The 14963-nt window shown below is 69.2% G+C and carries 9 protein-coding genes and 8 pseudogenes; 12 read left to right on the forward strand and 5 right to left on the reverse strand.

Annotation, left to right across the window (positions count from 1 at the left end; translation table 11 throughout):
- Window positions 1–3: 3 nt before the first annotated feature.
- Window positions 4–786 carry a TIM barrel protein gene (locus V8690_RS41510; RefSeq protein WP_319171786.1) on the reverse strand — a complete coding sequence of 261 codons (783 nt, stop codon included), beginning with the start codon at window positions 784–786 and terminating at the stop codon, window positions 4–6.
- A 182-nt stretch (window positions 787–968) separates the two neighbouring features.
- On the opposite strand from V8690_RS41510, the pseudogene V8690_RS41515 reads away from it, so the two are divergent.
- Window positions 969–1992, forward strand: a pseudogene (locus V8690_RS41515) (LacI family DNA-binding transcriptional regulator).
- A 312-nt stretch (window positions 1993–2304) separates the two neighbouring features.
- Window positions 2305–3186 (forward strand): annotated as a pseudogene (locus V8690_RS41520) (ATP-dependent DNA ligase); the annotation flags it as partial.
- A 160-nt stretch (window positions 3187–3346) separates the two neighbouring features.
- Here V8690_RS41520 and V8690_RS41525 read toward each other — a convergent pair.
- Window positions 3347–3499, reverse strand: a pseudogene (locus tag V8690_RS41525) (plasmid partitioning protein); the annotation flags it as partial.
- A 447-nt stretch (window positions 3500–3946) separates the two neighbouring features.
- Window positions 3947–4315 (reverse strand): hypothetical protein, encoded by a 369-nt coding sequence (locus V8690_RS41530; protein WP_338785172.1) that lies wholly within the window; start codon window positions 4313–4315, stop codon window positions 3947–3949.
- Between the two features lie 181 nt (window positions 4316–4496).
- On the opposite strand from V8690_RS41530, the pseudogene V8690_RS41535 reads away from it, so the two are divergent.
- From V8690_RS41535 to V8690_RS41545, 3 pseudogenes are all read left to right on the forward strand, one after another.
- A pseudogene (locus V8690_RS41535) lies at window positions 4497–5524 on the forward strand (IS3 family transposase); the annotation flags it as partial.
- Window positions 5437–6794: pseudogene (locus tag V8690_RS41540) on the forward strand (IS30 family transposase). The pseudogenes V8690_RS41535 and V8690_RS41540, both read left to right, overlap by 88 nt.
- A gap of 4 nt (window positions 6795–6798) precedes the next feature.
- Window positions 6799–7092: pseudogene (locus tag V8690_RS41545) on the forward strand (IS3 family transposase); the annotation flags it as partial.
- Window positions 7093–7203: 111 nt separating this feature from the next.
- Here V8690_RS41545 and V8690_RS41550 read toward each other — a convergent pair.
- Window positions 7204–7407, reverse strand: coding sequence for a cold-shock protein (locus V8690_RS41550; protein WP_338785173.1), 204 nt, complete (start codon window positions 7405–7407; stop codon window positions 7204–7206).
- A gap of 374 nt (window positions 7408–7781) precedes the next feature.
- Between V8690_RS41550 and V8690_RS41555 the strand changes: the two genes are divergently transcribed.
- The 7 genes and pseudogenes from V8690_RS41555 to V8690_RS41585 form a co-directional block, all read left to right on the forward strand.
- Complete coding sequence (locus V8690_RS41555) at window positions 7782–8396, forward strand: hypothetical protein (protein WP_338785174.1); 615 nt, start codon at window positions 7782–7784, stop codon at window positions 8394–8396.
- 88 nt (window positions 8397–8484) lie between these two features.
- Window positions 8485–8829: a phage holin family protein gene (locus V8690_RS41560; RefSeq protein WP_338785175.1), complete on the forward strand. Its 345-nt coding sequence runs from the start codon at window positions 8485–8487 to the stop codon at window positions 8827–8829.
- Window positions 8805–9518 (forward strand): DUF3618 domain-containing protein, encoded by a 714-nt coding sequence (locus V8690_RS41565; protein WP_338785176.1) that lies wholly within the window; start codon window positions 8805–8807, stop codon window positions 9516–9518. The genes V8690_RS41560 and V8690_RS41565 overlap by 25 nt, the downstream gene beginning before the upstream one ends.
- A gap of 454 nt (window positions 9519–9972) precedes the next feature.
- Window positions 9973–10098 (forward strand): annotated as a pseudogene (locus V8690_RS41570) (hemerythrin domain-containing protein); the annotation flags it as partial.
- Between the two features lie 118 nt (window positions 10099–10216).
- The gene (locus V8690_RS41575; protein WP_338785686.1) at window positions 10217–10552 is read left to right on the forward strand and encodes a hypothetical protein; all 336 of its coding nucleotides are present in this window, start codon (window positions 10217–10219) and stop codon (window positions 10550–10552) included.
- Between the two features lie 76 nt (window positions 10553–10628).
- Entirely contained in the window at window positions 10629–11756 is a 1128-nt protein-coding gene (locus V8690_RS41580; RefSeq protein WP_338785177.1) for an SPW repeat protein, read from the forward strand.
- A gap of 155 nt (window positions 11757–11911) precedes the next feature.
- Window positions 11912–13014: pseudogene (locus tag V8690_RS41585) on the forward strand (IS701 family transposase); the annotation flags it as partial.
- Between the two features lie 482 nt (window positions 13015–13496).
- Here the strand turns inward: V8690_RS41585 and V8690_RS41590 are convergent.
- On the reverse strand, window positions 13497–14681 hold the full coding sequence (locus V8690_RS41590) for an IS701 family transposase (protein ID WP_338785654.1): 1185 nt from the start codon (window positions 14679–14681) through the stop codon (window positions 13497–13499).
- Between the last annotated feature and the right edge of the window lie 282 nt (window positions 14682–14963).

Here is a 14963-nt window from a genome sequence, read left to right on the forward strand (position 1 = left end):
CAGTCAGACGGTGAAGGCGGAGCGGAAGCGCTCCAGAGCGAGCTCGCTGTCGCCGGAGGCCCACGCCTCCATCGCCACCGTGCCCTCGTAGCCGAGGCCCGCCAGGGCGCGGGCGACGGCGGGGTAGTTGATCTCCCCGGTTCCGGGTTCGCGGCGGCCGGGGACGTCGGCCACCTGGATCTCGCCGATCAGGCCCAGGGCATGGGCCCTGCGGACCAGCTCGATCAGATTCCCCTCGCCGATCTGGGCGTGGTAGAGGTCCAGATTCATCCGCAGCCCGGGCCGGTCCACGGCCGCGACCAGGGCCAGGGTGTCGGCGGCCGTCGCGAACGGAACCCCGGGGTGGTCGACGGCGGTGTTGAGGTTCTCCAGGGTGAAGACGACCCCGGCGCTCTCGCCCAGCTCGGCGAGGCGGGTGAGCGTGCGGTGGGCGGCGATCCACATCTCACCGGTGACCTCACCGGTCACCGGCACCACCGGCAGGCCCTGGCCATCCAGTCCGGTGCCGTGCAGGTTCAGGCGAGGGCAGCCCAGTTGCTCGGCCGCCTTGAGCGACTCCTCGGCGGTGCTCAGGAGTTCGGCCGCACCCTCCTCGTCGGTCAGACTGCCGCGGATGTAACCGGTCATGGAGGAGAAGTCGGCCGGGGTCCGGGCCAGAGCGGCAAGGTCGTGCCGGGTCCAGTCCCAGATCTCGACCTGGAAACCGGCGTCATGGATGCGCCGTGCCCGCTCGTCGATCGGCAGATCCAGGAAGACCATCTCGGCGCAGGCCGCCAGTGTGTACATCGCCACGTACCTCTCTCCGCGACTTCTGACTAGAACGTTCAAGGAACTAGAACGTTCTAGAACTCCGGGGAGCAGCAGTACGCCAGCTGTCGCCCTCCCCTGTCAAGGCTCCGGTGGCCCGTGAAAGCTAGAACGTTCTATAGTCGACTCCGTAGGAGACGACTCCGACCAGGGAGGACAGGTTGCCGGCGACCTCAGCGGTCCCCAACGGAAAGCGACCGACGCTCGCCGACGTGGCGTCACGGGCAGGGGTGTCCACGGCGCTGGTCTCCATCGTGATGCGCGGCGCGAAGGGGCCGGCGAGGCCACCCGCGAGCGCGTCCTTCAGGCCGCGCGGGAGATCGGTTACCGACCCGACGCCCGGGCCCGGCTGCTCCGCAGCCACCGCTCCCATCTGCTCGGGGTGCAGTTCGGCCTCCAGCATCCGTTCCACTCCGACCTGGTGGAGGGCATCTACGCGGCGGCCGAACCGGCCGGGTACCAGATCGCGCTGAGTGCCGTGGCCGCCGGGCGCGGCGAGCAGCGCGCCGTCGAGACGCTGCTCGACGACCGCTGCGAGGCGCTGATCCTGCTCGGCCCGCAGGCCCCCGCCGCGCGGCTGGCGGAACTCGCCGGGCAACTGCCGGTCGTCTCCGTGGCCCGCCGGCTGCGGCCGTCCGTCCCGGGCCTGGAGGTCGTACGGACCGCCGACGACGAGGAGCCGGCCAGGCGGTGGACCACCTCGTCGCTCTGGGCCACCGCGACATCGCCCACATCGACGGCGGCCGGGCACCGGGCGCAGCCGACCGGCGCCGCGGCTACCGCACCGCCATGAACCGCCACGGCCTGGGCGAATACATCCGCATTCTCCCCGGCGGTCTCACTGAGGAGGAAGGCGCCGAGGCCGCCCGAACCCTGTCGGCCACCCGCCCGCGCCCCACCGCCGTACTGGCCTTCAACGACCGCTGCGCGACCGGCGTACTCGACCTCTTCCTCCGCTCCGGCGTCGCGGTCCCCGGAGACATCTCCGTCGTCGGGTTCGACGACAGCCATCTGGCCCGCCTGGCCCACATCGACCTCACCACCGTCGGACAGGACATCGCACGCCTCGCCGGGCTCGCCGTCGGCCGGGCCGTCGCACGCCTGGAGGGTGCGGAGATCCCCGCCGGGGAACAAGTCATCACCCCCCGTCTCGTCGTCCGGGGAACGTCCGCCCCGCCCCCCTGAAGGCAGATCCCGGGCGTGCGCGGCCTGTGTGTTCCACGGCGACGACGCCGGCCACACCGAGAAAGTACCGGTTCGACTCGACGTCGTACATGCCGACCGGCCTGATCAGGAACGGCTGCCCCTCGGGCACACGCCACTCGTCCAGTTGCTCATCGAGGCCGCAAACAGCTCGCTGAACTCCCGCATGAACGGCGACACGTCCCGCGGCCACATCAGCTCGACGAGTGAAGTGCACCCGCCATCCAGTGATCGACATGGCGCCGGACGATATCCCGCGGACAGCTCAGCAGCGCATAACCGAAGTGGGACGGATTCCGGGCCCTGCTCTCCGTCGACGCCGGAAAGGTGGAGCTGCGCTCCAGACGCGGCACCGAGATGGGCCCCGCGTTCCCGGAAATCGTGGCCGGCGCCGCGCAGCTGCCGGACGCGACCGCGCTGGACGGCGAGCTCGTCGTATGGGAGGAGAACCGACTCGCCTTCGAACGGCTGCAGAAGCGGCTCCAGCGGCGCGGCGCCGGGGCGGCACGGGCCGCCGATGAGGCCCCCGCCCACTTCGTCGCATTCGACCTGCTCCGCCTGTCCGGCACGGACACCACGGCCTGGCCCTACCAGCGGCGCAGGGCCGCGCTCGAGTCCGTCTTCGCCGCCCAGCACCTGTCGGCGCCGTGGGCTCTATGCCCGTCGACCATTGACCCGGACACCGTGAAGGAGTGGCTCACGTGGGCAACGGTCGGAATAGAGGGTGTGGTCTTCAAACGCCTGGACGGCTCCTACCAGCCTTCGGTCAGGGGCTGGTTGAAGTACAAAACACGGGAGACGACCGAGGCGATCGTCGGCGGAGTCACCGGCCCACTCACCTCACCCCGCAGCCTCCTGCTCGGCAGATACGACGCCCAGGGGCGCCTGCAGTACACCGGCCGCAGCACCACCCTCGCCCGCGCCGCCGGCAGCACCATCGCCGGGCACCTCACCCCAGCCGGTCCGGAGCATCCGTGGACGGGCTGGACATTCTCCGCTGGCTGGGGCACCACGGACACGCTCACGGTGACCCTCGTGCACCCCAAACTGGTGGTCGAGGTGGGCGTCGACGTCGCCCGCGATGCCAGTGGCCGGTGGCGCCACCCAGCACGCCTCCACAGGACCCGTCCCGACCTCTCCTCCGCCGACGTCCCTCTCCAGCCCACCCCACCGTGACCGAACGCAGCGCGGCGGCCCGACAGCGATCACCGTGCCCTGGCAAGGGAGGTCTCGTGAGCAAGGCCGACCAGCTGGGCTCCGGCCGGTTCGGCGGGGGAGTGCGCACGGTCAGCGCACGCCGCCAGGCCGTCGCTGCCGCAACGGGCGTCCCCACCAGGATGTTGGCGACGAGGGCCGATTCGAGGAGCTCTTCGGGGGTGGTGCCCTGGTCGTCGCTGACCATGACCTTGAGCGTGTCGAGGCCGGCCTCGCGGGCAGCGGCGAGGCGGCTGCTGCCGTCGACGACGACGTGGGTGGTGTCCGGCTCGAGGTGGGTTGTCCGGTTTGAGGCTGATTCGGTGGACGGGGAGTTCTGCTCAGCTTCGAGTGGGGCAAGGGCCCTTTCGAGCGCGGCTTCCCGGGCCCGTACGGCGGACAGGCGTACGTCGAGGAGGAAGGCGTCGTTGCAGGCGGGCAGGGTCGGACGCGTAGGCCGCGCTGAGGATCTCACCCATGGGGGAGCGGTTACCCGGGCGGCATGGAGTCAGCCTGACGGACCGTCAGTCCTGGCCCGATCGTCAGGAGCTCCATTAGGGGTGCATCAGGGGCGGTTCCGGGGAATCCGCCCTCCCTCGCAGCGAGCGGCCAGGGCGCCAGGAAGCCGAAGCCGCGGCGATGACGCCCGACAGGCCCGCCAGATCGGCGTTTGAGCAAGCTGCCGAAGAGTGTGGTAGTCGTTACCGAACACGCGTCGCGCCAGGCCTAAGAATGATCAGTGTCAGGACAGCAGCATTAGCGTCCAGATTGCGGCCAGGAACGTGCAGGCGAGCGTGAACAGGCTTTGCACAGCGGCGGTGACCGGCATCCTCAGGCGGGCGTGCACGACGGCGCTGGCCGCCGCCACAGCCGGAAAGCCCCAGACGGCGAACCACGTCAGGACAGGGACGTCACGAGGCGCGGTCGGAGAGGAGTTCGCCGACGTGCTGCCCATGCCGACCATCACGAACAGCAACGCGCCGGCAACGACGATGACCGCGTCCGCGACCAAGAGCAGCAGAGCGACCATGATGTCGATCAGCCGGGATGGGCGTTCGCGGATCCGGAGAGGCGCCGGGGCGTCTTGGTCGTCGCCGGGTGGTGATGCCATGACCCGACTGCACCACGGAATGGCGTGTCCGGCACTGTGCGGGACCGTAAAGAGCCCCGAAGGTGACCACCGGTCATCACAACCATCCGGATCGCAGCGCCTGACTTCCGCCGACTCGGGCACCGTCCGGGGAGCCGGCTTCGGCGCCCCATGAGGGCTGGGTATCGAGCCCGGCGTCACGCTGGAACAGATCGCCGCCGACTTCGGGGTCCACCCGATCACGTTGTCGAAGTGGTTGCGTCGCGCCGAGACCGATGAGGGCGCCAGGCCCGCAACGACGTCGGGTGAGTCGGCCGAGCTGCGCGAGGCCCGCAAACGGATCCGGCTGCTGGAGCAGGAGAACGAGGTGCTCAGGAGGGCTGCGGCGTATCTGTCGCAGGCGAACCTGCCGGCAAAATGATGTACCCGCTCGTCCGTGAGCTGGCCGCCGCCGATGCCCCTTACCGGGTGCCGGTGGCGGTGACGTGCCGGGTGCTCGGGCTGGCCCGCCAGCCCTACTACCGGTGGCTGGCCCGGCCTGCCACCGACGCCGAACTTACCCAGGCATACCGGGCCAACGCCCTGTTCGATGCGCACCGCGACGATCCCGAGTTCGGGCACCGCTTCCTTCTCGACGAGGCCCGCGCTGCCGGTGAGGCGATGGCCGAGCGGACCGCCTGGCGGATCTGCCGGGACAACGGCTGGTGGAGCGCCTTCGGCAAACGCAGGGGCCGCGGGAAGAATGCCAAAGCCGGGCCACCGGTCCACGATGACCGTCTGCGGCGGAACTTCACCGCAGACGGGCCGAACCGGTTGTGGCTCACGGACATCACCGAGCACGCGACCGGCGAGGGCAAGCTGTATCTGTGCGCGGTCAAGGATGTGTACTCCGGCCGCGTCGTGGGCTGTTCCATCGACGCCCGGATGAAGTCCCGCCTTGCGGTGGCCGCGCTGGAGTCCGCCGTTGCCCGCCGTGGCCCCGCTGCGGGATGCATCGTGCACTCCGACCGTGGATCGCAAGGCGGATTCAACTGGTCGTCGCAACACCTTGATCAAAGAGGTATGCGATGGGACGAGACCAGGAGCAGAAGGTGCCGGAGGTGCCTGCGGGAGCGCGACGGCAGTGGGCGGCGGATCGGGCGATGCGACCGCCGATGCGTTCACCGGGTCGGCCGGAGCCGTCTCGTGCAGTGCAGCGCCACTTCTGGCGGCGGATCGCGTCGGGAGTGACGACGGCAGAGGCCGCGGTCGCTGTTGGCGTTTCGTGGCCGGTCGGAACCCGGTGGTTCCGTCACGCTGGCGGGATGCCGCCGATCAGCCTGGATGAGCCCACCGGCCGCTATCTGTCGTTCGCTGAGCGTGAGGAGATCGCGCTATCGGCGCGCCCAGGAGTTCGGCGTGCGCGAGATCGCTCGCAGGATCGGCCGCGACGCGGGCACGATCTCACGCGAGCTGCGCCGCAACGCGGCGACCCGGGGCGGCAAACCGGTCTACCGGGCTCTGGTGGCGCAGTGGAAAGCGCAGCAGGCTGCGAAGCGCCCGAAGACCGCGAAGCTCGCAGGCGATGGCAGGTTGCGTGAGTACGTGCAGGAGCGGCTCGCCGGCAGCGTCCGCCGCCCCGACGGCGTGATCGTCACCGGGCCTGAGACCCCGGAAAGGGCTGAACAAGCCGCATCGGCAGGACAGGCGTTGGGCGACGGCATGGAGCCCGGAGCAGATCTCGCACCGGCTCCATGTCGACTTCCCCGATGATGAGTCCATGCGCATCAGCCACGAAGCGATCTACCAGGCGCTGTTCATCGAAGGCCGTGGCGCGCTCAAGCGGGAACTGGTCACGTGTCTGCGCACCGGCCGGGCGCTGCGGGTTCCCCGTGCACGGTCGCAGAACAAGCCGCAGGGGCATGTCACCGCGGACGTCATCCTCAGTGAACGCCCAGCCGAGGCCGGGGACCGCGCGGTCCCCGGCCACTGGGAAGGCGATTTGATCATCGGGACGGGCCGCTCCGCGATCGGCACGCTTGTCGAGCGCAGCAGCCGCTCCACGCTCCTGGTGCACCTGCCTCGGCTCGAGGGCTGGGGCGAGAGTCCGCCCGTGAAGAACGGCCCCTCGCTCGGGGGCTATGGCGCGATCGCGATGAACGCGGCCCTCACCACGTCGATGGCGCAGCTGCCCGAGCAGCTACGCAAGACCCTCACCTGGGACCGCGGGAAGGAACTCTCCGGTCATGCCCAGTTCGCTCTCGATACCGGGACAATGGTGTTCTTCGCCGATCCGCACTCGCCCTGGCAACGACCGACAAACGAGAACACCAACGGACTGCTGCGTCAGTACTTCCCGAAGGGCACTGATCTCTCCCGTTGGTCGTCCACGGACCTCGAAGCCGTCGCCATCGCGATCAACAACCGGCCCCGCAAGGTCCTCGGCTGGCGGACACCAGCCGAGGTCTTCGAAGAGCAGCTACGCTCGTTGCAACAGCCCGGTGTTGCAACGACTGGTTGAACTCACCCAATTCCGGTCCGGCAAGGTTGCCGCCGTCCTCACCTGGCATGGCTTGGTCGGCCCAATGGGCCGGGTCGGGGCCGTCGGCGACAACGCCGCAATGGAGAGCTTCTTCGCACTGCTGCAGAAGAACGTCCTCGACCGCCGCGTCTGGGCCACCCGCCAGGAGTTGCGGATCGCGATCGTCGCCTGGATCGAGCGGACCTACCACCGGCGCCGGCGGCAACGAAGCCTGGGCCGATTGGCCCCCGTCGAGTACGAGACCATCATGACCCCACCCGCAGCTCTGGCTGCATAAACCCCGCTGTCACCCGATCATGCAGCAGTCCCGATCGCCGCCATAATGGATCGTTCGCAGAGAAAAGGCCCGACCCCCGAAGGAAAGCCGGACCTTACCGAGGCTGCGGGATCAGGCGGGACGGATGTTCTCCGCCTGTGGGCCCTTTTGGCCCTGGGTGACGTCGAACTCCACCTTCTGGCCTTCATGCAGCTCACGGTAGCCCTGGCTGGCGATGTTGGAGTAGTGGGCGAAGACGTCGGGGCCGCTGCCCTCCTGCTCGATGAAGCCGAAGCCCTTCTCGCTGTTGAACCACTTGACCGTGCCCTTGGCCACCGGTGGCGCCTCGGTGCGGGCGAGGGCGTCGATGAGTTTCTCCCGAAACGAAGAGTTCCGACTGTCCCCTCACCCCGGGGAACCTATCCGAAGCGTGCCGCGTGACCTGCACCTTCAGCCAGCCACTCAGTGAGCCCACGCGGGCGGCGATGGAGGGTTTGGCGTCGCTGGGCCGGGCTGACCGCGAACCTTGCCATGGCCACCTGCCGCGACCAGCGAGGCCAAGGCATAGCGGATCGCGCGTGCCTTATTTGACTGTTCTGTGTGGATATGTGGGGTACCCGCTCATGGACGCTGATCCGGAGGCGCTGACTCCGGATCAGCGAGGCGCCGACGCCGTCGGCCGCCTCGGAGCACCGAAGGAGGAATGGCTCATGAGTGAAGATGCCGGTCGCGTTCAGCAGACGGGGCAGAAGGCGAAGGAGCAGACGTCGGCTGTGGCGGCGCAGACCGGGCAGGCGGCCGGCGAGGTCGCCGGGACTGCTGCCGAGCAGGCAAAGGCCGTCGCGGGCGAAGCACGTGCGCAGGCAGGCGGTGCGATACGCGACCTGAGGCAGCGCGTGGTGGGGGAGAGCCAGGGACAGGTGGAACGGCTGGCCGGGACGGTGCGGCAGTGGGCCGATGACCTCGCGGGTATGGCGGAGAACGCCTCGGGTGATTCGCCCGCCAGGAGCCTGGCGTCCCAGGCAGCCGATCAGGGCCACCGCGCGGCGGACTACCTGGACAAGAACGGTGCGGAGGGCCTGGTAGGCGACCTGCAGAACTTCGCGCGCCGCCGGCCGGGCGCGTTCCTGGGCGGGGCGGTGCTGGCCGGTCTGGTGGTGGGCCGCCTGGCCAAGGCCGGCACCAAGGGCGCGCAGGCCCCGACGGCTCCGTCTCAGGACGTTCGGCGACCGGGGCTGGAGCGCGAGGAGAGCAGCATGCTGCCTGCGGGCACGCCGGTGCCGCCGCCGGAGCTGTCCGGTTATCCGGCTCATCCGGGGGTGTGAGATGTCGTCGATCTATCCGCAGTCGCCGGGAGCCGGTGGACAGCCAGAGGCGGATCCAGACCGTTCGGCGGGCGAGTTGCTGTCGGCGGTGACGTCGGATCTGCAGACGCTGTTCCGCCAGGAGGTGGAGCTGGCGAAGACGGAGATCCGCGAGGAGGGCGCCAAGGCGGGCAAGGCCGCCGGGATGTACGGGGGTGCCGGGTTCGGCGGATACATGGTGGCGCTCCTCTTGTCGCTCGCGGCCGTTTCCGGTCTGGCCAACGTGATGGACGCCGGCTGGGCGGCACTGATCGTCGCCGCCGTGTGGGCGGTGATCGCTGCCGTGCTGTACGTGATGGGCCGCTCCCGGATGCGGGAGGTGTCCCCGAAACCAGAACAGACCGTGCAGACCCTGAAGGAGGACGCGCAATGGGCACGGCACCCGACCAAATAAGGTCCGAGATCGACACCACCCGGGAACGCCTGTCGGAGAACGTCAACCGGCTGGCCGACCGCGCCCGCCCCAGGCAGATGGTGCGCCGCCGCACCCGGCGGATGCGAGGCGCGGTGTCGGGGCTTCGTGACCGCGTCATGGGCACTGTCGCCGAATCGGCGGTGACGGCGCGGGATCGTACGGTGCAGGCCACGGAGTCGGTGAGAGAAGGCACCGGCGGTGCCGCGGACACGGTACGCCAGACGGCCGGGCAGGCCGCCGGTCAGGTCGGTGAGGTGGCCGGACAGGCCCGTGAGGCGGTGAGCCGGGCGCCGGAGCAGGCGGTGCGACAGACGCAGGGCAACCCGCTGGCGGCCGGGCTGATCGCCTTTGGCGCCGGACTGCTGGCCGCCTCTCTCCTGCCGACGTCCCAGGCCGAGGAACAGGCAGCCTCCCGGATCACCGAGCAGGCCGGCGAAATGCTCGAGCCGGTCAAGGAGGCAGCCGTCGAGTCCGCGCAGCAGCTGAAGCAGGACGCCACCGAGGCCGCCCAGCAGGCAGCCCAGGAGGTGAAGGACACCGCCGCGCAGGCCGCGAAGACCACCAAGGAGGAGGCCCGTGACCAGGCAGGCCAGGTCTCAGGGCAGGCCCGCGAGTCCGGGCAGCAGGTGGCCGACGAAGCCCGCGGGCAGAGCCCCGGCCCTGCCTGACCCTTGCCCCGTCGCCCACCCGGCAGAGACTGTCGCCCACAGTGGGTCTCGCTGAGGTGAGGGTGCTCTAGCGTCCCACGAGGCAGGCAGCGGTATTGAAGCCTGCCCTACCGGCCAGGAGGGCGCAGGTAATGGCGGCATGACGTTTGAGCAGGGTGCGCCGCAGCTCAGTCTTCGCGATCTTTCGGCTGGGCCGGGGTCCGGCCACCGCTCGCGCCCGCTTGGCCTGCGGTTTCAGCCTGGCCGGGTGACGTGAGGGCTCCTGCGGAAAAAGGGGTACCCGCGCATGGCGGCACCGGCCCGGGTGCCATGGCGGACGCCCAGTGTGCCGCTGGCGCCGTGGGAAAAGACGGGCATGGCCACGACCATCGAGACACAGAGCGTCGACCAGCTGGGAGGCCCGGGCAGCGTCCTGGCACGCCAGCGCCATGATCATGCGGAGATGGACCGGCTGATGGACCGGTACCAGGCACTGGCGGACGGCGCGGAGCGGGAGCGGGTCCTGAAGGACGTCGTCCAGCTCGTCTTCAGCCACGCCTTCGCCGAGGAGACCATCTTGTGGCCGGCCGTACGGCGTGCGGCGGCGGACGGGGAGGAGCTGACCTCCCGGGTCGAGGAGGAGCACCAGGAGATCATTCAACGACCTCGTCACCGACATCGAGCGCCTGGACCCCGGCACAGCGGAGCGCGAGGAGAAAGTGCGGCGGGTCTTCGCCCTGATCCGGCAGGACATCCGGGACGAGGAGGACCACGTCCTGCCGCGGCTGCAGGAGGCCCTGGACGCCGGCCGGCTGCGGCGGCTCGGTGCAGCGTGGGAGACGGTGCGCCGCAGCGCGCCGACCCATCCCCACCCGGTCGTGCCGCGGCGCCCGCCGGGCAACGCGGTCCTGGGCGTGCCGCTCAGCCTCTACGACCGGCTCCGTGACGGGCTAGGGCTCGGGGTGTCCGGCCCGTGGGGCAGGAGGATTCTGGCCGCTCTGATCGGGCTGCTCGTCTCCGCCGCGGTCGCCGTGCTGGTGCGCAAGCGCTCCTGACCGGCGGGTCATCGCCCGTGGGCGTCCCGGCGGGGCAGGGGCCGGCGTCCGCACGGCGGCCGGGGCGCCGGGCGGCGTGCCGCTGTCCAGCACCGGGGCCGCCGCGCGCTGCCAGGGCATCGGCGACGGCGCCCGTGACGAATGCGTAGACGGCCTTGTGCAGGACGTCCACCACGAGTTCCCGACGCGGCCAGGTCTCAGGCGGGGCGCCCACACCGGTCGCGTTCTCCAGAATCTGGTCGTTAGTGAGACGGACGACAGTGAACTTGGCGGAGGCGACCGGTCCGCGCAGCCCGGCCTGGGCCATGACCGACCGCAGCACGCCGAGGAGGGCGGCCTGGCCGAAGTGCATGGACCAGTTGACCTTGAGCGGCTGGGTGCCGGGGCGCTCGGGCAGGCCGGTCAGCCGCTGCAAAACACGGGCCGGCACATGGGAGTCCGGCCGGCCCGTGACGGCCTGCTCCAACTTCTCGCCGAGCGTCATCACGGCGCCTCCAGCGGCACCGGCGAGCAGCCCCTGCCACAGTGCGTGCCGAATCATGTCCTGGCGAGTACCCGTTTCCCGAAGGGGCACGCACCGGCACCGGCCTCAGTCGCCGATCGCCTTGTCCATGAGGGCGTGGTACCCGAGCTGCAGTGTGTCCACCCCGACCAGGGCCATGAGCGTACCCCTGGCGGTGCGGGTCGCTCGGGGCCGCAGCAGAACGAGACGATCGGGGTACTCGGCCGGGCAAAGGTGTCTGACATGGCAACAGCGCACAAACCGGGAACTGCCCGGCCCAAGAGGAATTCTGCCGATCGGTCTCTGCTGCGGGGGCAGAGGCAACACATCATCGGGTTGTTGATGCTCCTGAGCGCGGTGGTGCTGTTCGTGGCCCCATGGATCGTGGGCTACCCAGACACCGCAAAGGACGCACATCGCAACGAGCTGGGTGTGGGGATGGTTGTATTCTTCACCGCCCTCGCCCGCTTCTTCCGCTACCCCGGCAAGTGGTCTGATCAGGTGGTGCTGGTGGCCGGGGCATGGATGATCGGTTCGCCGTGGGCCATCGGCGGGCAGAACACGGAAGTGTTCGACGGCGCCCAGGTGATCGATGTGGTTGTAGGAATCGTGCTGATGGTGCTGGCGATCATGTCTCTGCTGCTGTTGAGCTTGACCCGGGGACACGACGAGAAGCGGAAAGCGGAAGAGGGCGGTCCCTGACCTGGAGGCGGTCGAGCCTGGTCGTGACTCTAGTACTCCAGTCGCGTTTCTCCATTTGTGCTGGTCAGCGCCTGGGTTTCGAGTCTATTTGACTGACGCACCATCAGGGGGGTGGTGGTTCGTGACTCACCCGATCGAGGTGCGTTGAGCCGGTCATGGAGTCGGATGTTGAAGCGGGTCTGTGGGCCAGTGAGTTGGAGTCCCTGCTGCTGCGGGTGGGCAAGCGATTCGGGCGGGTAGAGCCGCGGCAACGGATGCGGGATTACGTGCGCGGCCTGCTTGGCCCGGTCGGCCGGAAGAACAGCTGGCAGCTCGCCGAGCACGTGGGCCATGCCACTCCGTACGGCCTGCAGCGACTGCTGTCGTGGTGCCAGTGGGATCCGGACGAGATCCGCGACGACTTGCGGGACTACGTGGCCGAGCGGCTCGGACAGCCGGACGGCGTGCTGATCGTCGACGACACCGGCTTCATTAAGAAAGGCTCCGTTTCGGCAGGGGTGCAGCGCCAATATTCGGGGACCGCCGGCCGCACCGAGAACTGCCAGATCGGCGTGTTCGCCGCCTACGCCTCGGCCAAGGGGCGGGCCCTGGTGGACCGGGAGCTGTATCTACCCAAGTCCTGGACCGACGACCAGGACCGGTGTCGGGCAGCGAGAATCCCCGAGGACAGGCCCTTCGCGACCAAGCCCGAACTGGCGCGCGCGATGGTGCTGCGCGCGCTCGACTCAGCGCTGCCGGTCGCCTGGGTGACGCTGATGCGGCCTACGGGCAGGAACGGGGCTTTCGGCGGGTGCTGGAGGGTGCCGGTGTGGGGTATGTGCTGGCCGTCCCCAAGTCGCAGCAGGTCAAGACACCTGCGGGAAGCTGGCGCATCGACCATGTCCTGACCGGCGCGCCAGACGACGCCTGGGAGCGGATCTCGTGCGGGAACGGAGCGAAGGGGCCACGGGTCTACGACTGGGCCGCAGCCAGGCTCCCCGCTGTCGACGACGAGAACGGCGAGGCACTCATGCACCACCGCTGGGTGCTGGCACGCCGCAGTCTGGCCCGCCCCGCGGAGATCGCCTACTACCTCGCCTTCGCACCACACGGGACGACCGTCGCCGGGTTGGTCCGCGTGGCCGGCTCACGCTGGGCCATCGAGGAGTGCTTCCAGGCCGCGAAGAACGAGTGCGGCCTGGATGAGTACGAGGTTTGCCGCTACGTCGGCTGGTATCGGCACATCACGCTGGCCATGCTTGCGCACTGCTTCCTCGCGGCGATGGCCGCCCACGCCTTCGAAAAGGGGGTCGCAGAAACGGTCCAGGCAGCCTCGTTCCCCTCACCGTGGCAGAAGTGCGACGGCTCCTGGATCTTGCCCATGTCCCGACAGGCAGACCGCAACTACCCCAGCGCCGGCTCCACTGGTCGCATTGGCGCCGACGACACCAAGCCGCCGCTCGACACTGCCACTACCGGCGCCGCACGCACTTCGATCGGGTGAGTCACGAACCACCGCCCCCCTGATGGTGCGTCAGTCAAATAGACTCGAAACCCAGGCGCTGACCAGCACAAATGGAGAAACGCGACTGGAGTATTAGTACTGCAACGGTGCTTGCCGTGACTGATGGCCAGGTCTGGGGCTGTGTCCGCGTCGTTTGTAGTGGCTGGTGCGGGCCTGGTGTTGTCGTCTTCGGCGCCAGGCCGACCAGTGCAGGATGTGCTCGACGGGGGCGGGTCGGCGGTCGGTGAGGCGGGTGATCAGCCGTCGTATCTCGGCGAGGCTGAGGTGGATGAGCTGGGAGGATCCGTTTCTGCTTTCCCGGCATCCAGCTCGCGGGCTCGCAGGACGGTCAGGCAGGCGTGGGCGGCCATGGCCAGGGTCATGTGTCGGTGCCAGCCGGGGTAGCGGCGGACTTGGTAGTCGTCCAGGCCGCATTCCTGTTTCGCGCTCTGGAAGCACTCCTCGATGGCCCACCTGCTGCCCGCGATGCGGATCAGGTCGTCAAGTGTTGTCTCGGCCGGGCAGTAGGCGATGTAGTAAGAGATCTCCCCGGGTCGGCTCACGCTGCGGCGGGCGATGACCCAGTGGCGGCGGTCGGGCCGGTGCCAGGGCCGGAGCTCGACGCGTGCCCAGTCGTAGATCCGCAGGCCGTGAGCCCCGCTGCCGCAGGAACGACGCTTCCATTTCTGCCGGGCAAGACCGTTGAACAAGTCGTGGACGGGATGGTCGATCGCCCAGCGGGTGACCACGGTGTCGTGGCGGGTGGTGGCCATGACGTGGAAGACGTCCGCCCGCTCCAGTTCCGACCGCCAGCCTTTGCTGAACCCGTAGGCGGCATCCGCGGTCACCCACCGAAACGGCATCTTGTCCGCCATGGCGCGGCGGACCATCGCCTTCGCCATGGCCACCTTGGTCTCAAAGGCGACCTCGTCATCGACGCCGGCCCGGCGGCACCTTTCGCGGTCGTCGGTCCAGGAGGTGGGCAGATACAGACGCCGGTCGATCAGTGTCCGCCCGCGGTCGGTTGCATATGCGAGGAAGACGCCGACCTGGCAGTTCTCCGTCCGCCCAGCGGTGCCGGAGTACTGCCGCTGCACCCCGGCCGACCGCGTCCCCTTCTTCAGGAAGCCCGTGTCGTCCACGACCAGGACGGCGTCCTGGTCGTGGAGGTTTTCGACCACGTACTGACGCACGTCGTCGAGCACCTCATCCGCGTCCCACTCGATCCGGTTCAGCATCCGGTGGATACGGTCCGGGCCTGCGTGGCCGGCTTCCTCCGCCAGCGTCCAGCCGTTCTTCCGCTGCAGCGGAGCGATCAGGCCCCGCATATAAGCCAGTGCCGACTCCCGCGGCTCCGACCTGCTGAAACGGTGCACGAACCGCTCATGCACAGCGTCCAGTTCACCCGCCCACAACCTGACATCAGCAAGGTCCCCACCCATGAACACACCAACGACCAACCTGGCCATCAGTCACGGCAAGCACCGTTGCAGTACTAGCCAAGGAGCGGAACACCCCCGCGTCGGCGGGGAGGACTCGGTCGGCACCTTCACTCAAGCGTTCCTCGACGGAACACCCCCGCGTCGGCGGGGAGGACTCTTTCTGACCTGCGGCTTAGGAGGGGCTTTGCCATTCCCTTGCACGGGAGAGGGGGCGATGCCGTGAGGGGTGGGGCTGCATGGGGCCACTGTATCGAGGGCCGGGCGGCGGGGCTGTTGTCGGTG

Origin of the sequence: Streptomyces sp. DG1A-41 (assembly GCF_037055355.1) — a bacterium.
Classification (GTDB): domain Bacteria; phylum Actinomycetota; class Actinomycetes; order Streptomycetales; family Streptomycetaceae; genus Streptomyces.

What these genes read in the sequence shown, in the direction of transcription:
- V8690_RS41510 (WP_319171786.1), bottom strand. Translation starts at nt 786, where the DNA reads ATGTACACACTGGCGGCCTGCGCCGAGATGGTCTTCCTGGATCTGCCG.
- V8690_RS41565 (WP_338785176.1), top strand. Translation starts at nt 8,805, where the DNA reads ATGGGCACGGCACCCGACCAAATAAGGTCCGAGATCGACACCACCCGG.
- V8690_RS41555 (WP_338785174.1), top strand. Translation starts at nt 7,782, where the DNA reads ATGAGTGAAGATGCCGGTCGCGTTCAGCAGACGGGGCAGAAGGCGAAG.
- V8690_RS41590 (WP_338785654.1), bottom strand. Translation starts at nt 14,681, where the DNA reads ATGGGTGGGGACCTTGCTGATGTCAGGTTGTGGGCGGGTGAACTGGAC.
- V8690_RS41530 (WP_338785172.1), bottom strand. Translation starts at nt 4,315, where the DNA reads ATGGCATCACCACCCGGCGACGACCAAGACGCCCCGGCGCCTCTCCGG.